The following is a 15,279-nucleotide window of genomic DNA, read 5'->3' on the forward strand; positions in this document are numbered from 1 at the left end:
GGTGTGTGACGTCCACTACACCCCCGGTGGGGTAGACTGCACCAGTGACCGAAGCCGAGCAGAGCACCCACGTGGCCCCTGACACGTACGACGCCAGTTCCATCAGTGTCCTGGAGGGCCTGGAGGCGGTTCGCAAGCGACCCGGGATGTACATCGGCTCCACCGGTGAGCGGGGCCTGCACCATCTCGTCTACGAGGTGGTCGACAACTCCGTCGACGAAGCACTGGCCGGCTACTGCGACACGATCCGGATCGAGCTGCTGCCCGGCAACGGGGTCCGGGTGGTCGACAACGGCCGCGGCATCCCGGTCGGCATCCACCCCAAGGAGGGCATCTCGGCCCTCACCGTCGCGCTGACCATGCTGCACGCCGGCGGGAAGTTCGGCACCGGTGGCTACAAGGTCTCCGGCGGCCTGCACGGCGTCGGCGTGTCGGTGGTGAACGCGCTGTCCGAGCGCCTGATCGTCGACGTCAACACGGATGGCTTCCACTGGCGGCAGGGCTTCCACCTGGGCACCCCGGACGGTCCACTGCAGCAGCTGGAACCGGCCGATGACACCGGAACGACGGTCACCTTCTACGCCTCGGACGACATCTTCGAGACCACCGAGTACTCGTACGACACGCTGGCGACCCGGTTCCGGGAGATGGCCTTCCTCAACAAGGGGCTGGCCATCACGATCATCGACCTGCGCCCGAGCGGCGAGCGGGACGCCGACGGTGCCGACCTCGACCAGGCCGCCGCCCCGGGAGCGGCGAAGCCGGGACGGGGGCCGCGGACCGACACCTTCCTCTACGACGACGGCCTGATCGACTACGTCAAGTACCTCACCGGCAGCAAGGAGACCGTCCACTCCAGCGTGATCGCCGTCGAGACCCACGACCCGGAGCACGGCATGGGCCTGGAGGTCGCCATGCAGTGGAACCAGTCCTACACCGAGTCGGTGCACACCTTCGCCAACACCATCAACACCACCGAGGGCGGCACCCACGAGGAGGGCTTCCGCTCCGCGCTGACCAACACGGTCAACAAGTGGGGCGAGACCTGGGGACTGATCAAGAAGCGCGAGGACCGGGTCTCCGGCGACGACATCCGCGAGGGGCTGACCGCGGTGATCTCGATCAAGATCGGTGAGCCGCAGTTCGAGGGCCAGACGAAGACCAAGCTGGGCAACACCGAGGCCCGCTCGTTCGTCCAGAAGGTCGTCAACGAGAAGCTCGGCGACTGGTTCGAGCAGAACCCGTCGGAGGGCAAGGACATCGTCCGCAAGGCCCAGGCGGCCGCGTCGGCGCGGATCGCGGCCCGCAAGGCCCGGGATCTGGCCCGCAACCGCAAGAGCCTGCTCGGCGGCGGCTCGCTGCCCGGCAAGCTGGCCGACTGCTCGTCGACCAACCCCGAGGAGTGTGAGGTCTTCCTGGTTGAGGGCGACTCCGCCGGCGGCTCCGCCAAGGGCGGCCGCGACCCGCGCACCCAGGCGATCCTGCCGTTGCGCGGCAAGATCCTCAACGTCGAGAAGGCCCGGATCGACAAGATCCTCCAGAACAAGGAGGTCGAGGCGATCATCAACGCCCTCGGCACCGGGGTGCACGAGGAATTCGACGTCGAGAAGCTGCGGTATCACAAGATCGTGCTGATGGCCGACGCCGACGTCGACGGCGCGCACATCCGTACGTTGCTGCTGACCCTGTTGTTCCGGTTCATGAAGCCGCTGATCGCCGCCGGGCACGTCTACCTGGCCCAGCCGCCGCTGTTCCGGCTGCGCTGGACCAACGCCCCGCACGAGCTGGCCTACACCGACGAGGAGCGCGACCGGCTGCGCGAGGCGGGTCTGGCGGCCGGCAAGAAGCTGCCGAACATCAACCCGATCCAGCGGTACAAGGGTCTGGGCGAGATGGACCCGGAGGACCTGTGGACCACCACGATGGACCCGGAGAACCGGATCCTGCTCCAGGTGACGCTGGAGGACGCCGCGGCCGCCGATGCGATGTTCACCATCCTGATGGGCGAGGACGTCGCCGAGCGCCGTGCCTTCATCCAGCGCAACGCCAAGGACGTCCGCTACCTCGATATCTGATCGATCGGAAGAACTGAACAATGAGTGACATCCCCCCGCAGAACGAGGACGCCCAGGGCGAGGGCCCCGACGAGCAGGCCGTCGCCGACCAGCAGGGCCTGGCGGTGGTCGCGAAGACCGACAACGTCGAGCAGGTCGACCTCGAGGCGGAGATCCAGAAGTCCTACCTCGACTACGCCATGTCGGTGATCGTCGGGCGGGCGCTGCCCGACGTCCGGGACGGCCTCAAGCCGGTGCACCGCCGGGTGCTGTACGCCATGTACGACGGCGGCTACCGCCCCGACCGCGGTTGGAACAAGTGCGCCCGCGTCGTCGGCGAGGTGATGGGCACTTACCACCCGCACGGCGACTTGGCGATCTACGACACCCTGGTCCGGCTCGCCCAGCCGTGGGTGATGCGGGCCCCGCTGGTCAACGGTCAGGGCAACTTCGGCTCCCCGGGCAACGACCCGGCCGCGGCGATGCGCTACACCGAGTGCAAGATGGCGCCGCTCTCGATGGAGATGGTCCGCGACATCGACGAGGACACCGTCGACTTCCAGCCGAACTACGACGGCCGCGACATGGAGCCGACGGTGCTGCCGGCCCGGTTCCCGAACCTGCTGGTGAACGGCTCGACCGGCATCGCCGTCGGGATGGCCACCAACATCCCCACCCACAACATGCGCGAGGTCAACGCCGCGGTGCAGTGGGCGCTGGAGCACCCGGAGGCCTCCGAGGAGGAGCTGCTCGAGGCCGCGATGGAGCGGATCAAGGGCCCGGACTTCCCGCTCGGCGCGCTGATCGTCGGCCGCAAGGGGATCGAGGAGGCGTACCGGACCGGCCGTGGCTCGGTCACCATGCGCGCGGTGATCGACATCGAGGAGGACGACAAGGGGCGTACGCAGCTCGTCGTCACCGAGCTGCCGTACATGTGCAACCCGGACAACCTGGCGCTGAAGATCGCCGAGCTGGTGCACAACGGCAAGCTCAACGGGATCGCCGACATCCGCGACGACACCTCGGCCCGTACGGGCCAGCGGCTGGTGATCGTGCTGAAGCGCGACGCCCAGCCGCGGGTGGTGATGAACAACCTCTACAAGCACACCCAGTTGCAGGACACCTTCGGCTGCAACATGGTGGCGCTGGTCGACGACGTGCCGCGGACGCTGCGGCTGGACCAGTTCATCTCCTACTGGATCACCCACCAGATCGAGGTGATCCGGCGCCGCACCGAGTACCGGCTGCGCAAGGCCGAGGAGCAGGCGCACATCTACCGCGCCCTGGTGAAGGCGCTGGACGCCCTCGACGAGGTGATCGCGCTGATCCGCCGCTCGCCGACCACCGAGGCCGCCCGGGAGGGGCTGAAGGATCTGCTGGAGATCGACGACGCGCAGGCCACCGCCATCCTCGACATGCAGCTGCGCCGGCTGGCCGCCCTGGAGCGGCAGAAGATCATCGAGACCCTGGAGGAGATCGAGGCCAGGATCGCCGACTTCCGCGACATCCTGGCCAAGCCCGACCGCCAGCGGGGGATCATCGCCACCGAGCTGCAGGAGATCGTCGACAAGTACGGTGACGAGCGGCGGACCCGGATCGTGTCGGCCGACGGCGACCTCTCCGACGAGGACCTGATCCCGGACGAGGACGTCATCGTCACCATCACCCTCGGCGGCTACGCCAAGCGGACCCGCTCCGACCAGTACCGGGTGCAGAAGCGCGGCGGCAAGGGCGTCCGCGGTGCGACGCTGCGGGCGGACGACGAGGTGGCGCACCTGTTCGCGACCACCAACCATCAGTGGATCCTGTTCTTCACCAACATGGGCCGGGTCTACCGGGCCAAGGCGTGGCAGCTCCCGGAGGCCAACCGGGACGCCAAGGGCGGTCACGTGGCGGGGCTGCTGAGCTTCCTGCCCGGCGAGTCGATCGCCCAGGTGCTCGCCATCCCGTCGTACGACGTGGCCGACTACCTGCTGCTCGCCACTCGCAAGGGGCTGGTGAAGAAGACCACCCTGTCGGCGTACGACTCGCCGCGCCAGGCCGGGGTGATCGCGGTCAGCTTCCGCGACGAGGACGACGAGCTGATCGGCGCCGAACTGGCCGGCAGCGAGGACGATGTGTTGCTGGTCTCCCGCAAGGGGCAGGCGATCCGGTTCCGGGCCGATGACGAGCAGCTGCGGCCGATGGGGCGGGCCACCTCCGGGGTGACCGGGATGAAGTTCCGCGACGGCGACGAGCTGCTGGCGATGATGATCGTCCGTGACGACTTCCCCGAGGACGACCGGTTCGTCTTCACCGTCACCGACGAGGGGTACGCCAAGCGCTCCCGGGTCAGTGACTACCGGCTGCAGGGCCGCGGCGGACTCGGCATCAAGGCGATGAAGCTCAACTCCGAACGTGGCAGCCTGGTGGGCGGCCTGATGGTGCAGGAGGGTGACGAGGTGATCGCCATCAAGACCTCCGGCCAGGTGACACGGAGCGCGGTCTCGGAGGTCGCGGTCACCTCGCGTGACACTATGGGGGTGAAGTTCGTCGGGGTATCCGGCAGCGACGCGGTGTCGATCATCGCGCTCAACCCGGAGCGCCCCGAGGACGACGACACGACCGAGGAGAGCACCAGTGAGTGACGCCCGACCGGACGGCGATGTCGATGCGACCGTGCTGCGGTCCACCGAGGAGTTCTACGGCCCCGCCGGGGTGCCCGAATCGCCCACCCCACTGCGTCGGCCCGGCCAGGAGCCGGCCGACGCGGTGTCCCGCCGGACCCGGAAGGCCACTCTGCGACTCAGCCACGTCGACCCGTGGTCGGTGATGAAGACCTCGTTCGTCTTCTCCATCGCCTTCGGCATCGCGGCGCTGATCCTGGTGCTGATCACCTGGCTGGTGCTGTCGGTCTCCGGCGTGTTCAACCTGATCAACGAGCAGATCGGGGCGCTGCTGATGTCGCCCGGCGACACTCAGCAGTTCCGGATCCAGGACTTCTTCGGGCTGTCCAAGACGATGGGCCTGACCATCCTGCTGTCGGTGCTGAACGTGGTGATCCTGACCGCCATGTCGACGCTGATGGCGTTCCTCTACAACACGGCCTGCCGGCTGATCGGCGGCCTGGAGGTCACCCTCGCCGAGGACTGACCCGGCCGACCCGGCGGCGACCCGTTCGCCGCCGGGTGCCGATTTTGCCGGCCGAGCGGCATGGGGTAGTGTTTCTCCTCGGCGCGGCAAGCGTGAAGGGCCCATAGCTCAGGTGGTTAGAGCGCTGTCCTGATAAGACAGAGGTCGCTGGTTCAAGTCCAGCTGGGCCCACCGAACAAGGCCTCCGACCGGGCGAAACGCCAGGTCGGGGGCCTTCGGCTTGTGGCTGGCGCAGATCACTCGCGGTCGAGCCGTTCCAGATCCTCCACCGCCGGGCCCTCGAGCTGGGATCCGTCCGCCGCGAAACGCGAGCCGTGCCAGGGGCAGTCCCACGTACGTTCGGCGTCGTTCCAGCCGACGATCCCGCCCAGGTGCGTGCAGACCGCCGAGACCCGGCAGGTCGTCCCGTCCACCGTGGAGACGGCCTCCGGCCGGTCGCCCGGGCCCAGTCCCACCACCCCGGTGCCTTCGGCCGGGAGGCGGTCGGGGAGGGCGTGCAGGTCGACCTGCCAGTCCTCGGTCGTCTCGCCGCCGGACGGTGCCTGGTGCCGGAGCCTGTCGGCCCACGGCATCGAGCCGCCGAGGATCCGTTCGGCGAGGGTCAGGGCGGCCGCGACGGCGTTGGTCAGGCCCCACTTGTTGAAGCCGGTCGCGGTGAACACCCGCTCCCCGCCGTCGGGCAGCGGCCCGACGAACGGGAGCCGATCGGCGGAGCGGTAGTCCTGCGCCGACCAGGCATGGGTGCGTTCGGCTCCCGGGAAGTGCTCCCGTGTCCACGCCTCGAGGTCCGCGACCGCCGCGGCGGGTGAGGCGGAGCGGCCGACGATGTGCTCGTTGCCGCCGACCATCAGCAGCTCGTGTCCGTCGACCGGCACGGTCCGCAACGAGCGGATCGGGGTGTCGGCGGACAGGTACATGCCCTGCGGGATCGGTCCGGGCAGCCGGTAGGTCGTTGCGTACGACCGGATCGGCACCATCGTCGTGAAATGGCTGCGGTCCAGGATCGGCGTGCCGGTCGCAAGGATCACGCGGTCGGCCCGCATCCGTCCCCGGGTGGTGGTGACCGTCACCGGAGCAGCCGGGTCGAGGCCGGTGACCCGCACCCCCTCGACGACCTCACCACCGTGCGTCGCCAACTCGGCGTGCAGCATGTCGAGCACCCGCAACGGATGGATCTGCACCTGGTCGGGCAGCAGGAGGGCGCCACGCACCGGGAAGGGCAGCTCGGTCTCGTCGGTCCACTGCACGTCCAGCCCGGCGATCCGGGAGGCCTTCTGCTCGACCCGGAGGTGGGCCAGCCCTTCCTCCGTCGTGGCGTACGTGCCGGCGACGCGCCGTTCGTACGGGACGCCGCGGTCGTCCATCAGCCGGGCCAGGAACGCCTGCCCCTCGCGGTTGGCCTCGACGTACGCCCGCAACACCTCGTCGGGGTGCCGGGCGTGGATGCCGGACAGGGTCAGCCCCTGCAGCACGGAGAGCTTGCCGGTGGTGTAGCCGGTGGTCACCGCCCCGATCCGGCGCGCTTCGAGGACGGTGACATGCAGACCCGCGCGGGCCAGCAGGGCCGCGGTGGCCAGTCCGGTGAGGCCGGCCCCGACGACGATGACGTCGGTGTGGGCATCGTCCTCGAAGGTGTCGGTGGCGGGGGAGGCGGTGTGCGTGGCGAACCAGACCGAGTCCATGCCCCCATCATCGGCCCGCCCCGCCGGAATGTGTAGTGGATCACATCTTCGATCTGGCCGGAGGACAGGGGACAATCAGCCATGACCTATGACGTCGTACGTCTCGCCGTCGACGAACGGCACACCCAGCTGGTGAAGAAGAGCGTCGGGCCGGTGCTGCTGCAGTTCCGGGCGTACGCGATGATGCCGCCGGAGGAGCGTCCGGACTGGCACGACCAGTTCTACATGACCTGGATGGACCTGGATCGGCGCGGCGTCCCGGTGATCGAGGTGATCCGCGCCGCGCTGGCCCCTGCCACCGCCCGCGCGATGACCGCCCGGGTGTTCGGTCACGGGGCGGATCCGGTGCCCGGACGGCTCGACTGGTGGCGTGCCGCCGACCTGATCGGGTCGCCGCAGGGCTTCGAGGCGAGGGTGGCTGCCCGGCTGGCCTGGCTGGCCGACGAGGACATGGGCGCCTTCCTGCGCTGGGACGCCCCCGAACCGGCGGAACTGGCCGCCCTTCCGCCGGCCGTCGCGCCGATCGACGCGGTCGGCCGCTGGGTGTTCGACCGCTTCACGCTGACCGACCCGGCCTCCTGGGCGCCGACCAGCCGGGCGCTGGAGGCGGAGCCGGACCTGCGGACCCGGCGGCGGCTGATGGACCTGCGGACCGATCTCGAAGGCCCCGAACCGACCACGCTGGGCGACGAACTGGCCCACGCCCGCGCGCTGGTCGCCGCCGGGGATCGGACGACGGCCGCCTCCCTGCTCTCGGCGCTGGTCACCGTACGCCCCTTCGACCCGGAGCTGCTGGACGAACTCGCCGGGGCGGTCACCGATCCCGAGCATGCGGCCCTGCTGACCCGCCGCGCGGCCAGCTATCGCGCCGTGGACGCCCTGATGGCGTGACGGTTGGCCCGGGGCGCACGCTCACGCGAGACGGCTGGACCGACGCGCCCCCAGGGCCTGAAGGTGTGGTGTCGGCGTCGGCGTCGGATCGCTACGCCCAGAGCTCGGCCAACAGCCGCAGGCTGCGCAGCCGCACCTGCGGGTCGTGGGCGTACGTCACCACGATGAGCTCGTCCGCCTCGGTGGCCGCGACCAGCTCGTCCAGCTGGCGCCGCACCGTGGCAGGGGAGCCCACCGCCCGGCAGGCCAACATGTCCTGGGCGGCCCGCCAGCCTGCGTCGTGCGGCAGCTCGACACGCGGCGGCTGCAGCGGACGTCGGTCGCCGGTGGCGTTGCCGATCGACATCTGTACGTGGGTGGAGTACTGGTACTCCGCTTCCTCGTCGGTGTCGGCGACGAGCACGGAGACCCCGACCATGGCGTACGGGGTCTCCCGGCGCGCGGTCGGCGAGTCGGTGGAGAAGGAGTTGCGGTAGACCGACAGGGCCTCGTACAGCTCGGCCGGGGCGAAGTGCGAGGCGACGGCGAACGGCAGCCCGAGCTGCCCGGCGATGGAGGCGCCGTTGGTCGTCGAGCCGAGCACCCAGATCGGCACCTCGGTGCCGCCGGCCGCGATGGCCGACACCCCGCGGGGTGAGTCGCCCGAGCCGAACCAGGACTGCAGCTCGTAGATCTGGTCGGCGAAGGACTGGGCATCGGAGGCGCCGCGGCGCAGCATCCGGGCGGTCATCGGGTCGGTGCCGGGTGCCCTGCCGAGCCCCAGGTCGACCCGGTCACCATGCAACTGCACCAAGGTGCCGTACTGTTCGGCGATCGTCAGTGGTGCGTGGTTGGGGAGCATCACGCCGCCCGACCCGACGCGCAGGGTGCTGGTCGTCGCCAGCGCGTGCGCGATCAGCAGGCTGGTCGCGGAACTGGCGAAGGTCGGAGAGTTGTGGTGCTCGGCGAACCAGTAGCGGTGGTAGCCGCACTCCTCGGCGAGAGTGACGGCCGCATACGTGGCCGCCAGCGCCGCCCTGACATCAGACCCATCGGAGACGGGAACGAGGTCGAGGAGGGAGAGCGGGACGCGCGTCATGCCCCGATCGTACGTGCGCGGAGCCGGCGGGGCCGTACGGTCGGCCGCGGGTGGATCGGATTGGGGCCGAAGGTCCCCAACGCCGTACGTTTCGCCGCGGCCACCAGGGCTTCGCGGTGGGCCTGGGCGAGATCCCCGGCCTCACGTTCGGCCTGGGCCTCCCGGATGGTGGCCGCCAAACGGCGCCGGACGAGTTCCGGCATCGGGGGGACGGACGCCTGGCGAAGCAGTTCGTCCAGTCGGTCCCCCCATCCCTGATCGTTCGCGTCGAGCGGGCGCTCGGCCTGCTCCTGCGGGTCGTCGATCACCACGCCTCCTGATGGTAAGCACGGGCTGCCCCGTGCGATGTACCCCCGTACGCCATGTTGCTCAGTGACTGACGTGTCCCATTCTGACTCATGCCGGGGTCGGGAAATCGCGCAACAGTTGCGCCAATCGGGCCCTGCCGCGGGAGCACCGGGACTTGATCGTCCCGGGGGCGCAGCCGAGCATGGCGGCCGACTCCTCGACGCTGAATCCCTCCACGTCCACCAGGATCAGCGCGGCCCGCTGGTCCGGGGTGATCTGCCCCAGAGCCTCGGTGACGGCGTCCGCCAGGGTGTCCGACGGGCGGTAACCGTCGACCTCGGAGGCGAGCCGCTCCGGGTCGAGCGGGGTGGTGGGCCGGCGCTTGAGATAGCGGATCCGGTCCAGGCAGGAGTTGATCACGATCCGGTGCAGCCAGGTGGCGACACGGGAGTCGCCGCGGAAGGTGTGTGCCCGGCGGAAAGCCCGCAGGTAGGCCTCCTGCAGGGCGTCGGCGGCGTCGTCCGGATCTCCGAGAGTCCGCAGCGCCACCGACCAGAGCCGGTCCTGGTGGCGCCCGACGAGCACGGCGAACGCCTCGGGGTCACCGTCGACGTGCGCGGCCAGCAACTGCTCGTCGGAGGGCGGCTCCCCAGACCGGGTCATGGTCGCACCTGCACCTCGTAGACCCCCCCACGGAACTGCCCGTTCCCGTCCGACGGGAGCGATGTCAGGTAGATCATCACATAGCGCGTGGTGACCGTGTGGTCGGTGGTCAGCTGTACGGTCCCGCTCCCCTCTGTGACGTTCGCCACAGTCCGCCAGGACCTCTGGGAGTCCATCGGCGCCGAGGTGGCGGCCGTGTCGGAGGGGACCCGCATCTCGAGGGCCACCCCGGTGCCGGCGATCTGGGCCGTCACCCCGCTCACGTCACGGGGCCGGCCGAGGTCGAGGACCAGGCCGACGCCCGGCTTCAGTTTGCCGAAGCGGGGGTCGCCGACGTACGTCATCGTCTGCCACGCCGTGGCCGGATCACCGTCGATCGCCCGCGGTGCGGTGCGGTCGTTCTCCTCGTCGTTGCCGCCGTCGGCGGCCGGGTCGAAGGCGGTCGCCCGGTCGACCTGCCAGGCGCCGCCGCCGGCTGCGCTGGCGGATGCCGACCGGCCGCCGGTCGTCGTGGTGGACGTGGTCGCGGGGGCCCCGGCACCGCCGGGGCGCGCGGTGCGTCCGGCGTTGATGGCGACCCCGATCAGGCCGATGACGACGGCCAAGGCCACCAGGACCAGCAGGACGACCACCCAGCCGCGCCCGGGGGTCTGCCGGGGCACCACCTGCAGCGGCCGGTCGATCGGATTCGCGGAGACCGGGGTGGTCTCGGCGACCGGCGGGACGGGCGGGGCGGCCGGGACGGCGGGCTGCTCCCGGGTGGCGTCGAGCGAGAGGGTGCCCTGGGCGGTCCGGACCCGCTGTTCGAGACGGTAGGAGGCGTCGGTCACCCCGAGCACGGTCGACAGTGCGGCGACCACCCCGGCGGCGGTGGTGATCCCGGACTTGCCCGAGGCGTTGTCCATCAGCGGGCTGACCCCGCCGATCACCTGCTGGCAGATCCGGTCCAGCGCCGGCGGGACGTCGGTGCGGACCCGCCGGGGAGAGGGCCACATGCCGCCACGGGTCGGGGCGGCGGCCAGTCCGGGCATCTCGCCCGGCCACATGCCGGTGAGACACGTGTAGAGCAGGCGGCCGAGGGCGAACACGTCGGTGCGCTCGGCGCCCTCCACCCTCGAGTCCCGCTGGTCGCCGGGCAGCAGTGCCTCGTCGATCTGGAACCCGAGGATCTTGACGTTGCCGGTGTCGGTGATCATCACCGCGTCGGGATCGAGCCGCTCGTGGTAGCGACCCTGGGCGTGCACGGTGGCCATCGCGTCGGCGATCTCGCGGACCAGCCAGGCCGACTCGGTGCCGGACAGCGGGCCGCGGGCCAGCAGGTTGGTCAGGGTCTGGCCGGGGGCGAACTCCCGCACGACGTACGCCTCGCCGTCCTCGGAGAAGTCGAGGATGCGGACGAACCGGGCGTCGGTGACCTGGGCGGCCCGCCGGGCGGCGGCGAGCAGCAGCGGACTGCGCGGGTCACCGGCCGGGAAGAACTGACAGACCACCCACCGCTTCAAGCTGAGGTCGGTGGCCCGCCACAGGTCCTGGCGACGGCCGTCCAGCGGCTCCTCCAGGCGGAAACGGCCGCCGAGCAGCCGCCCGCTCTGGTAGACGGGCGCACCGAGCGGCCGGGTGTACTCGTCGTCCGCACCGAACGCGTCGGCGTCACCCGGGTCGTCGCCGTTCCCGATCTCAGGGGTGTCCGACACCGCGCCCTCCTCCTGCCGTGGGGGGATGGTCGGTGGGGTCCGGGGGCCGCGCCGGCGCAGCAGCGCCGCCACCATCTCCTCGACCTCCTCGATCCGCAGCCTACGGGCCAGCAGCACGAAAGTCCCGACGGCGGCGGCTCCGGCGACGATCAGCGACACCAGCAGGAGCAACTGGCCGTGCCCGCCGGTGAACCGGACGATCAACCAGGCGAGCAGTCCGGCCGGCGTGACGGCGACCAACAGCCGGGCGATGTGGCGGACGATCGGTCCGAACCGGAAGTCCGGCAGTCGTCGGCGCAGCAACGGGACGGCGATGCTCAGCCCGACCACATACGCCAGGGCGTACGCCCCGCCGAGGCCCGCAGCGACCCAGCCGGGCGCATGCCAGGGGATCACCAGGGCGATCGCCAGGATGATGTTGGTCGCCACGATGGTGCTCTGCACCAGGAACGGCGTACGGGTGTCCTCCAAGGCGTAGAAGGAGCGGATCACCAGGTAGTGCAGGCTGTACGGCACCAGGCCGAGGGCCATCACCAGCAGCGTACGGCCGATGAAGTCGGCGTCCCGGGCGCCGGCGCCGTTGCCGAACATCAGCCGGCTGACCGGGAAGGCGAGCGCGAACAGTGCGACCGCACTCGGCACGATGACCGCCAGCGCGGTCCGCATCGTCCGGGCCGACTCCTCGGCCACCCCGGTGAGGTCGCCCTCGGCGGCCATCCGGGAGCTGCTGGTCATCATCTGGGTGGCCAGCGACAGGGTGATCAGCGAGTGCGGGACGATCCAGATCAGCGAGGCGGTCTGGTAGGCGGTGATGCCGGCGCCCTCACCGGTGCCACCCAGCACGGCCGTCGACCCGAGCCGGTTGACGACGAAGATCGCCAACTGGTTGACCAGCACGAAGTAGAGCGTCCACTGCGCCAGCCGGAAGGTGTGGCCCAGCCCGACCCCGCGCAGATCCCAGCGAGGCCGGTAGCGGAAGCCCGCCCGGCCGAGGAACGGCAGCAGGATGAAGAACTGGGCCGCGATCCCGACGGTCGAGCCGAGACCCAGCAGCAGCACCTGGGACCAACTGAACGGGGCACCGTCCGAGCTGCCCCACAGGCCGAGGTAGAGGCCGAAGACGGCGATCGAGATGACGTTGTTGGCGATCGGCGCCCACATGTAAGGGATGTAGACCTGGCGGGCGTTGAGCACCTGCCCGACCAGGACGGTCGCGCCGTAGAAGAAGATCTCCGGCAGGCACAGGAAGGCCAGGGCGACCATGTTGCTCCAGTAGGGAGCCATCGCCGGTGCGCGCCACCCCTCGGCGGTGTAGAGCGTCATCACCCAGGGTGCGGCGACCGTCACCAGCACCGTCATCAGGCCCAGCGCCGCGAGGAACGCCGTCATGATCCGGTTGGTGTACGCCTCGCCGCCGTCCGCGTCGTCGTCCATCGCCCGGACGATCTGCGGCACCAGGACAGCGTTCATCACACCGCCGGCGAGCAGGATGTAGAGGCTGTTCGGGATGGTGTTGGCGAGGTTGAACGCCTCGGCCGGCCGGGTGCCGTTGCCGAGCACGACCGCGATCAGGGCGGCCCGGACGAAGCCGAGCAACCGGGAGGCGAGCGTGCCGCCGGCCATCAGCACCGTCGTGGACATCACCGAACGGCGCCGCGGGGCCTCCCGCGAGGCGTCGATCATGCGTGGCTCCGCTCGGTGCGGACCTGCTTGATCCGCAGCACCGTGGTCCCGATCACGACGATTCCCGACACGATCATCAGAATCCATCCGACCCTTCCGGCCTGCGTGGCCTGTACGTCGATCTCCTCCGGGACGCCGATCACCGTCCCGGCGGGAGTGGTGAGGCGGGCCACGACGGTGTAGTTGCCGTTGGCCTCCACCCGCGGCACGGCGCCGACGGCGATCGCCTCGCCGGCGCCGATGGTGCGGATGTCGACCGAGGGTACGTGCAGGCGCTCGGCGTTCTCCGACTCGAACTCGAGACGGACCGAGACGGGGACGGGCAGGTTGTTGGTCACGGTGACCGGGAACTGGGTGTCCTGCCGGGCGGTGAGCAGCACCGGGCGGGCGCTGATCGCCACGGCGTCGCCCCCGGTGATCTGCCACACCCGGTCGCGCTGCAGGTTGCGGTAGGCGACGTACGCCTCGGAGGCGGCGGTCGGGTCGGGGGCGGGGGAGAGCGGGGTGGCGGCGGCGCCGGTCCACTGGGTGCTGGCCAGGATGGCGGTCGCCCGCCAGGTCCGGTCGGCGGCCACCCCAGGATCGGTGAACATGCTGGCCAGCCCGGTGGTCGAGGTCGCCGCCCGGCGTACGTCACGGGTCTGGTCGTCCTCGTCGCTCGGTGGAGCCTGCAACAGGGCGTCGCTGATCGGCGCGGAGGACCCCTCCGTCAGGGAACTCAGCGAGACCCGGGTGGCCGAGGTGTCGAGGTCGTCGGCGTGGGCGGTCGCGACGTCGGTGATCAGCCGCACCTGGACGGGACGCCCGGCGAGGGCGTCGAGCTGGTCGACCGCGGCGAGGGACTGGCGCTGCTGGGCGTCGGAGCCGCCCGCGTCCGGCCCCGCGGCGAAGGCCTGCGGGTCGTACGTCACCACCGGGGCGCGTTCGGCCGTGGTCCAGTAGGACGGCGCGGCGCTGCGAGTGGTGCCGGATCCCTCCGCCGGCCGGGCGGTCAGCACGATCGGGGGCTTGCCCGGGGTCGCGGAGGGCGACGCGGTCGGGGATGAGCCGGCGGACGGGCCGGCGCCGGCTGTCGGGGTGGCGAGGGTGGCCAGGCCGCGCCGGGTGAGCAGCCCGTCGGCCGGCAGCACCGCGGTCGGCAGCTCGGCGACGTCTGCCGGCAGCTCCGCCGGGTCCAGCGCGGACTGCACGATGTCGGCGTGGTCGATGCCGGCCAGCAGGTCGATGTCGGCCACGCCGTAGGGCAGCCGGTAGCCGGAGGTGGGGAGGGTGTCGAACGTCGCCAACCAGGCCTTTGCGTCGCCCTCGCCGGCTCCGGCGCTGCCGTCGGTCAGCTCGTAGCCCGCCGCCATCTCCTGCAGCGAGAGGATCAGCGCCGGGTCGACCAGATAGCTGCGGCCACTGCCGGCGGCGCTGCGCAACAGCAGGTCGAGGCGTCCGCCCGGGGCGATCTCGTGGGCGAGGTGGTCGTCCAGGAAGGTGCCGGCCGCCACCCGGGAGGGCGTCGAGGCGAGCAGCACCACCGAGGCGAGGCGCACCGGGGTGGTCTGCGGGCCGAGGTCCTGCGGCAGCCAGGCCCGGGCCCGGCCGAGGGTGGTGTTGCCCTCGCCGTACGATCCGCGGATCTGGACCCCGATCATCGTCACCCCGTCGCGGGCCGGGATGCCGAGGGCCGACCAGGGGGCGCTGACGATGAACGTGCTCTGCTGCCCCGGGGCCAGCGTGCCGGAGGGGTCGGTGCCGAGGATGGCGTAGCGCGTCACCCAGCGGGCGCCGACCGGGCCGTCGGTGGTGGCGAGCTCGGCCCTGGTGGTGCGGACCTGTTGGTCGCGCCAGAGGTAGGCCTGGACACCGGTGAGGGGGGTGTCTCCGGTGTTGGTCACGATGCCGCTGATCGTGACGGTGTCGGTGGCCGCGGTGACCGCGGGGGTGATCGAGGTGAGCTCGACCCGCACCCGGTCGTCGGCGCGGGCGGGGGCGGTGCCGACCAGCACGGCGAGCATCGCCAGCAGGAGCGCGGTGAGCAGCGCGGGTACGCCGAGGATCCGGCGGCCGGAACGGCGGCGCGGGAACGGCAGCGGGCGGAAGCTCACCACGCCATCGTACGGGCGGGC

9 protein-coding genes, 1 tRNA gene and 1 pseudogene are annotated in these 15,279 nt (G+C 71.0%); 5 read left to right on the forward strand and 6 right to left on the reverse strand.

The window, feature by feature from the left end:
• Nucleotides 1–44: 44 nt before the first annotated feature.
• From gyrB to R0146_RS04830, 4 genes and pseudogenes are all read left to right on the forward strand, one after another.
• Nucleotides 45–2,075: a DNA topoisomerase (ATP-hydrolyzing) subunit B gene (gene gyrB, locus R0146_RS04815; protein WP_411567174.1), complete on the forward strand. Its 2,031-nt coding sequence runs from the start codon at nucleotides 45–47 to the stop codon at nucleotides 2,073–2,075.
• A gap of 20 nt (nucleotides 2,076–2,095) precedes the next feature.
• Nucleotides 2,096–4,669: pseudogene (gene gyrA / locus R0146_RS04820) on the forward strand (DNA gyrase subunit A); the annotation flags it as partial.
• Between the two features lie 4 nt (nucleotides 4,670–4,673).
• Complete coding sequence (locus tag R0146_RS04825; RefSeq protein ID WP_317691725.1) at nucleotides 4,674–5,186, forward strand: DUF3566 domain-containing protein; 513 nt, start codon at nucleotides 4,674–4,676, stop codon at nucleotides 5,184–5,186.
• A gap of 97 nt (nucleotides 5,187–5,283) precedes the next feature.
• Nucleotides 5,284–5,357 (forward strand) — tRNA-Ile (locus tag R0146_RS04830).
• A gap of 65 nt (nucleotides 5,358–5,422) precedes the next feature.
• Here R0146_RS04830 and R0146_RS04835 read toward each other — a convergent pair.
• Nucleotides 5,423–6,868: an FAD-dependent oxidoreductase gene (locus R0146_RS04835; protein WP_317691726.1), complete on the reverse strand. Its 1,446-nt coding sequence runs from the start codon at nucleotides 6,866–6,868 to the stop codon at nucleotides 5,423–5,425.
• An 81-nt stretch (nucleotides 6,869–6,949) separates the two neighbouring features.
• On the opposite strand from R0146_RS04835, the gene R0146_RS04840 reads away from it, so the two are divergent.
• Entirely contained in the window at nucleotides 6,950–7,759 is an 810-nt protein-coding gene (locus R0146_RS04840) for a hypothetical protein (RefSeq protein ID WP_317691727.1), read from the forward strand.
• Nucleotides 7,760–7,850: 91 nt separating this feature from the next.
• Here R0146_RS04840 and R0146_RS04845 read toward each other — a convergent pair whose 3' ends face one another.
• The 5 genes from R0146_RS04845 to R0146_RS04865 all read right to left on the reverse strand — a co-directional run bounded on the left by R0146_RS04845 (nucleotide 7,851) and on the right by R0146_RS04865 (nucleotide 15,258).
• Nucleotides 7,851–8,837, reverse strand: coding sequence for an LLM class flavin-dependent oxidoreductase (locus R0146_RS04845; RefSeq protein ID WP_317691728.1), 987 nt, complete (start codon nucleotides 8,835–8,837; stop codon nucleotides 7,851–7,853).
• Nucleotides 8,834–9,148: a hypothetical protein gene (locus R0146_RS04850; RefSeq protein ID WP_317691729.1), complete on the reverse strand. Its 315-nt coding sequence runs from the start codon at nucleotides 9,146–9,148 to the stop codon at nucleotides 8,834–8,836. The genes R0146_RS04845 and R0146_RS04850 overlap by 4 nt, the downstream gene beginning before the upstream one ends.
• An 85-nt stretch (nucleotides 9,149–9,233) precedes the next feature.
• On the reverse strand, nucleotides 9,234–9,788 hold the full coding sequence (gene sigM / locus R0146_RS04855; protein WP_317691730.1) for an RNA polymerase sigma factor SigM: 555 nt from the start codon (nucleotides 9,786–9,788) through the stop codon (nucleotides 9,234–9,236).
• Nucleotides 9,785–13,165 carry a murein biosynthesis integral membrane protein MurJ gene (gene murJ / locus R0146_RS04860; protein WP_317691731.1) on the reverse strand — a complete coding sequence of 1,127 codons (3,381 nt, stop codon included), beginning with the start codon at nucleotides 13,163–13,165 and terminating at the stop codon, nucleotides 9,785–9,787. Before murJ ends, sigM begins: the two co-directional genes overlap by 4 nt.
• The gene (locus tag R0146_RS04865; protein ID WP_317691732.1) at nucleotides 13,162–15,258 is read right to left on the reverse strand and encodes a DUF6049 family protein; all 2,097 of its coding nucleotides are present in this window, start codon (nucleotides 15,256–15,258) and stop codon (nucleotides 13,162–13,164) included. The genes murJ and R0146_RS04865 overlap by 4 nt, the downstream gene beginning before the upstream one ends.
• Nucleotides 15,259–15,279 lie beyond the last annotated feature (21 nt).

The organism is Raineyella sp. LH-20 (assembly GCF_033110965.1).
Classification (GTDB): domain Bacteria; phylum Actinomycetota; class Actinomycetes; order Propionibacteriales; family Propionibacteriaceae; genus Raineyella.

Bases quoted from the DNA above. Each gene is read 5' to 3' on its own strand.
- R0146_RS04840 (WP_317691727.1), top strand. From the start codon at position 6,950: ATGACCTATGACGTCGTACGTCTCGCCGTCGACGAACGGCACACCCAG.
- R0146_RS04845 (WP_317691728.1), bottom strand. From the start codon at position 8,837: ATGACGCGCGTCCCGCTCTCCCTCCTCGACCTCGTTCCCGTCTCCGAT.
- murJ (WP_317691731.1), bottom strand. From the start codon at position 13,165: ATGATCGACGCCTCGCGGGAGGCCCCGCGGCGCCGTTCGGTGATGTCC.
- R0146_RS04835 (WP_317691726.1), bottom strand. From the start codon at position 6,868: ATGGACTCGGTCTGGTTCGCCACGCACACCGCCTCCCCCGCCACCGAC.
- sigM (WP_317691730.1), bottom strand. From the start codon at position 9,788: ATGACCCGGTCTGGGGAGCCGCCCTCCGACGAGCAGTTGCTGGCCGCG.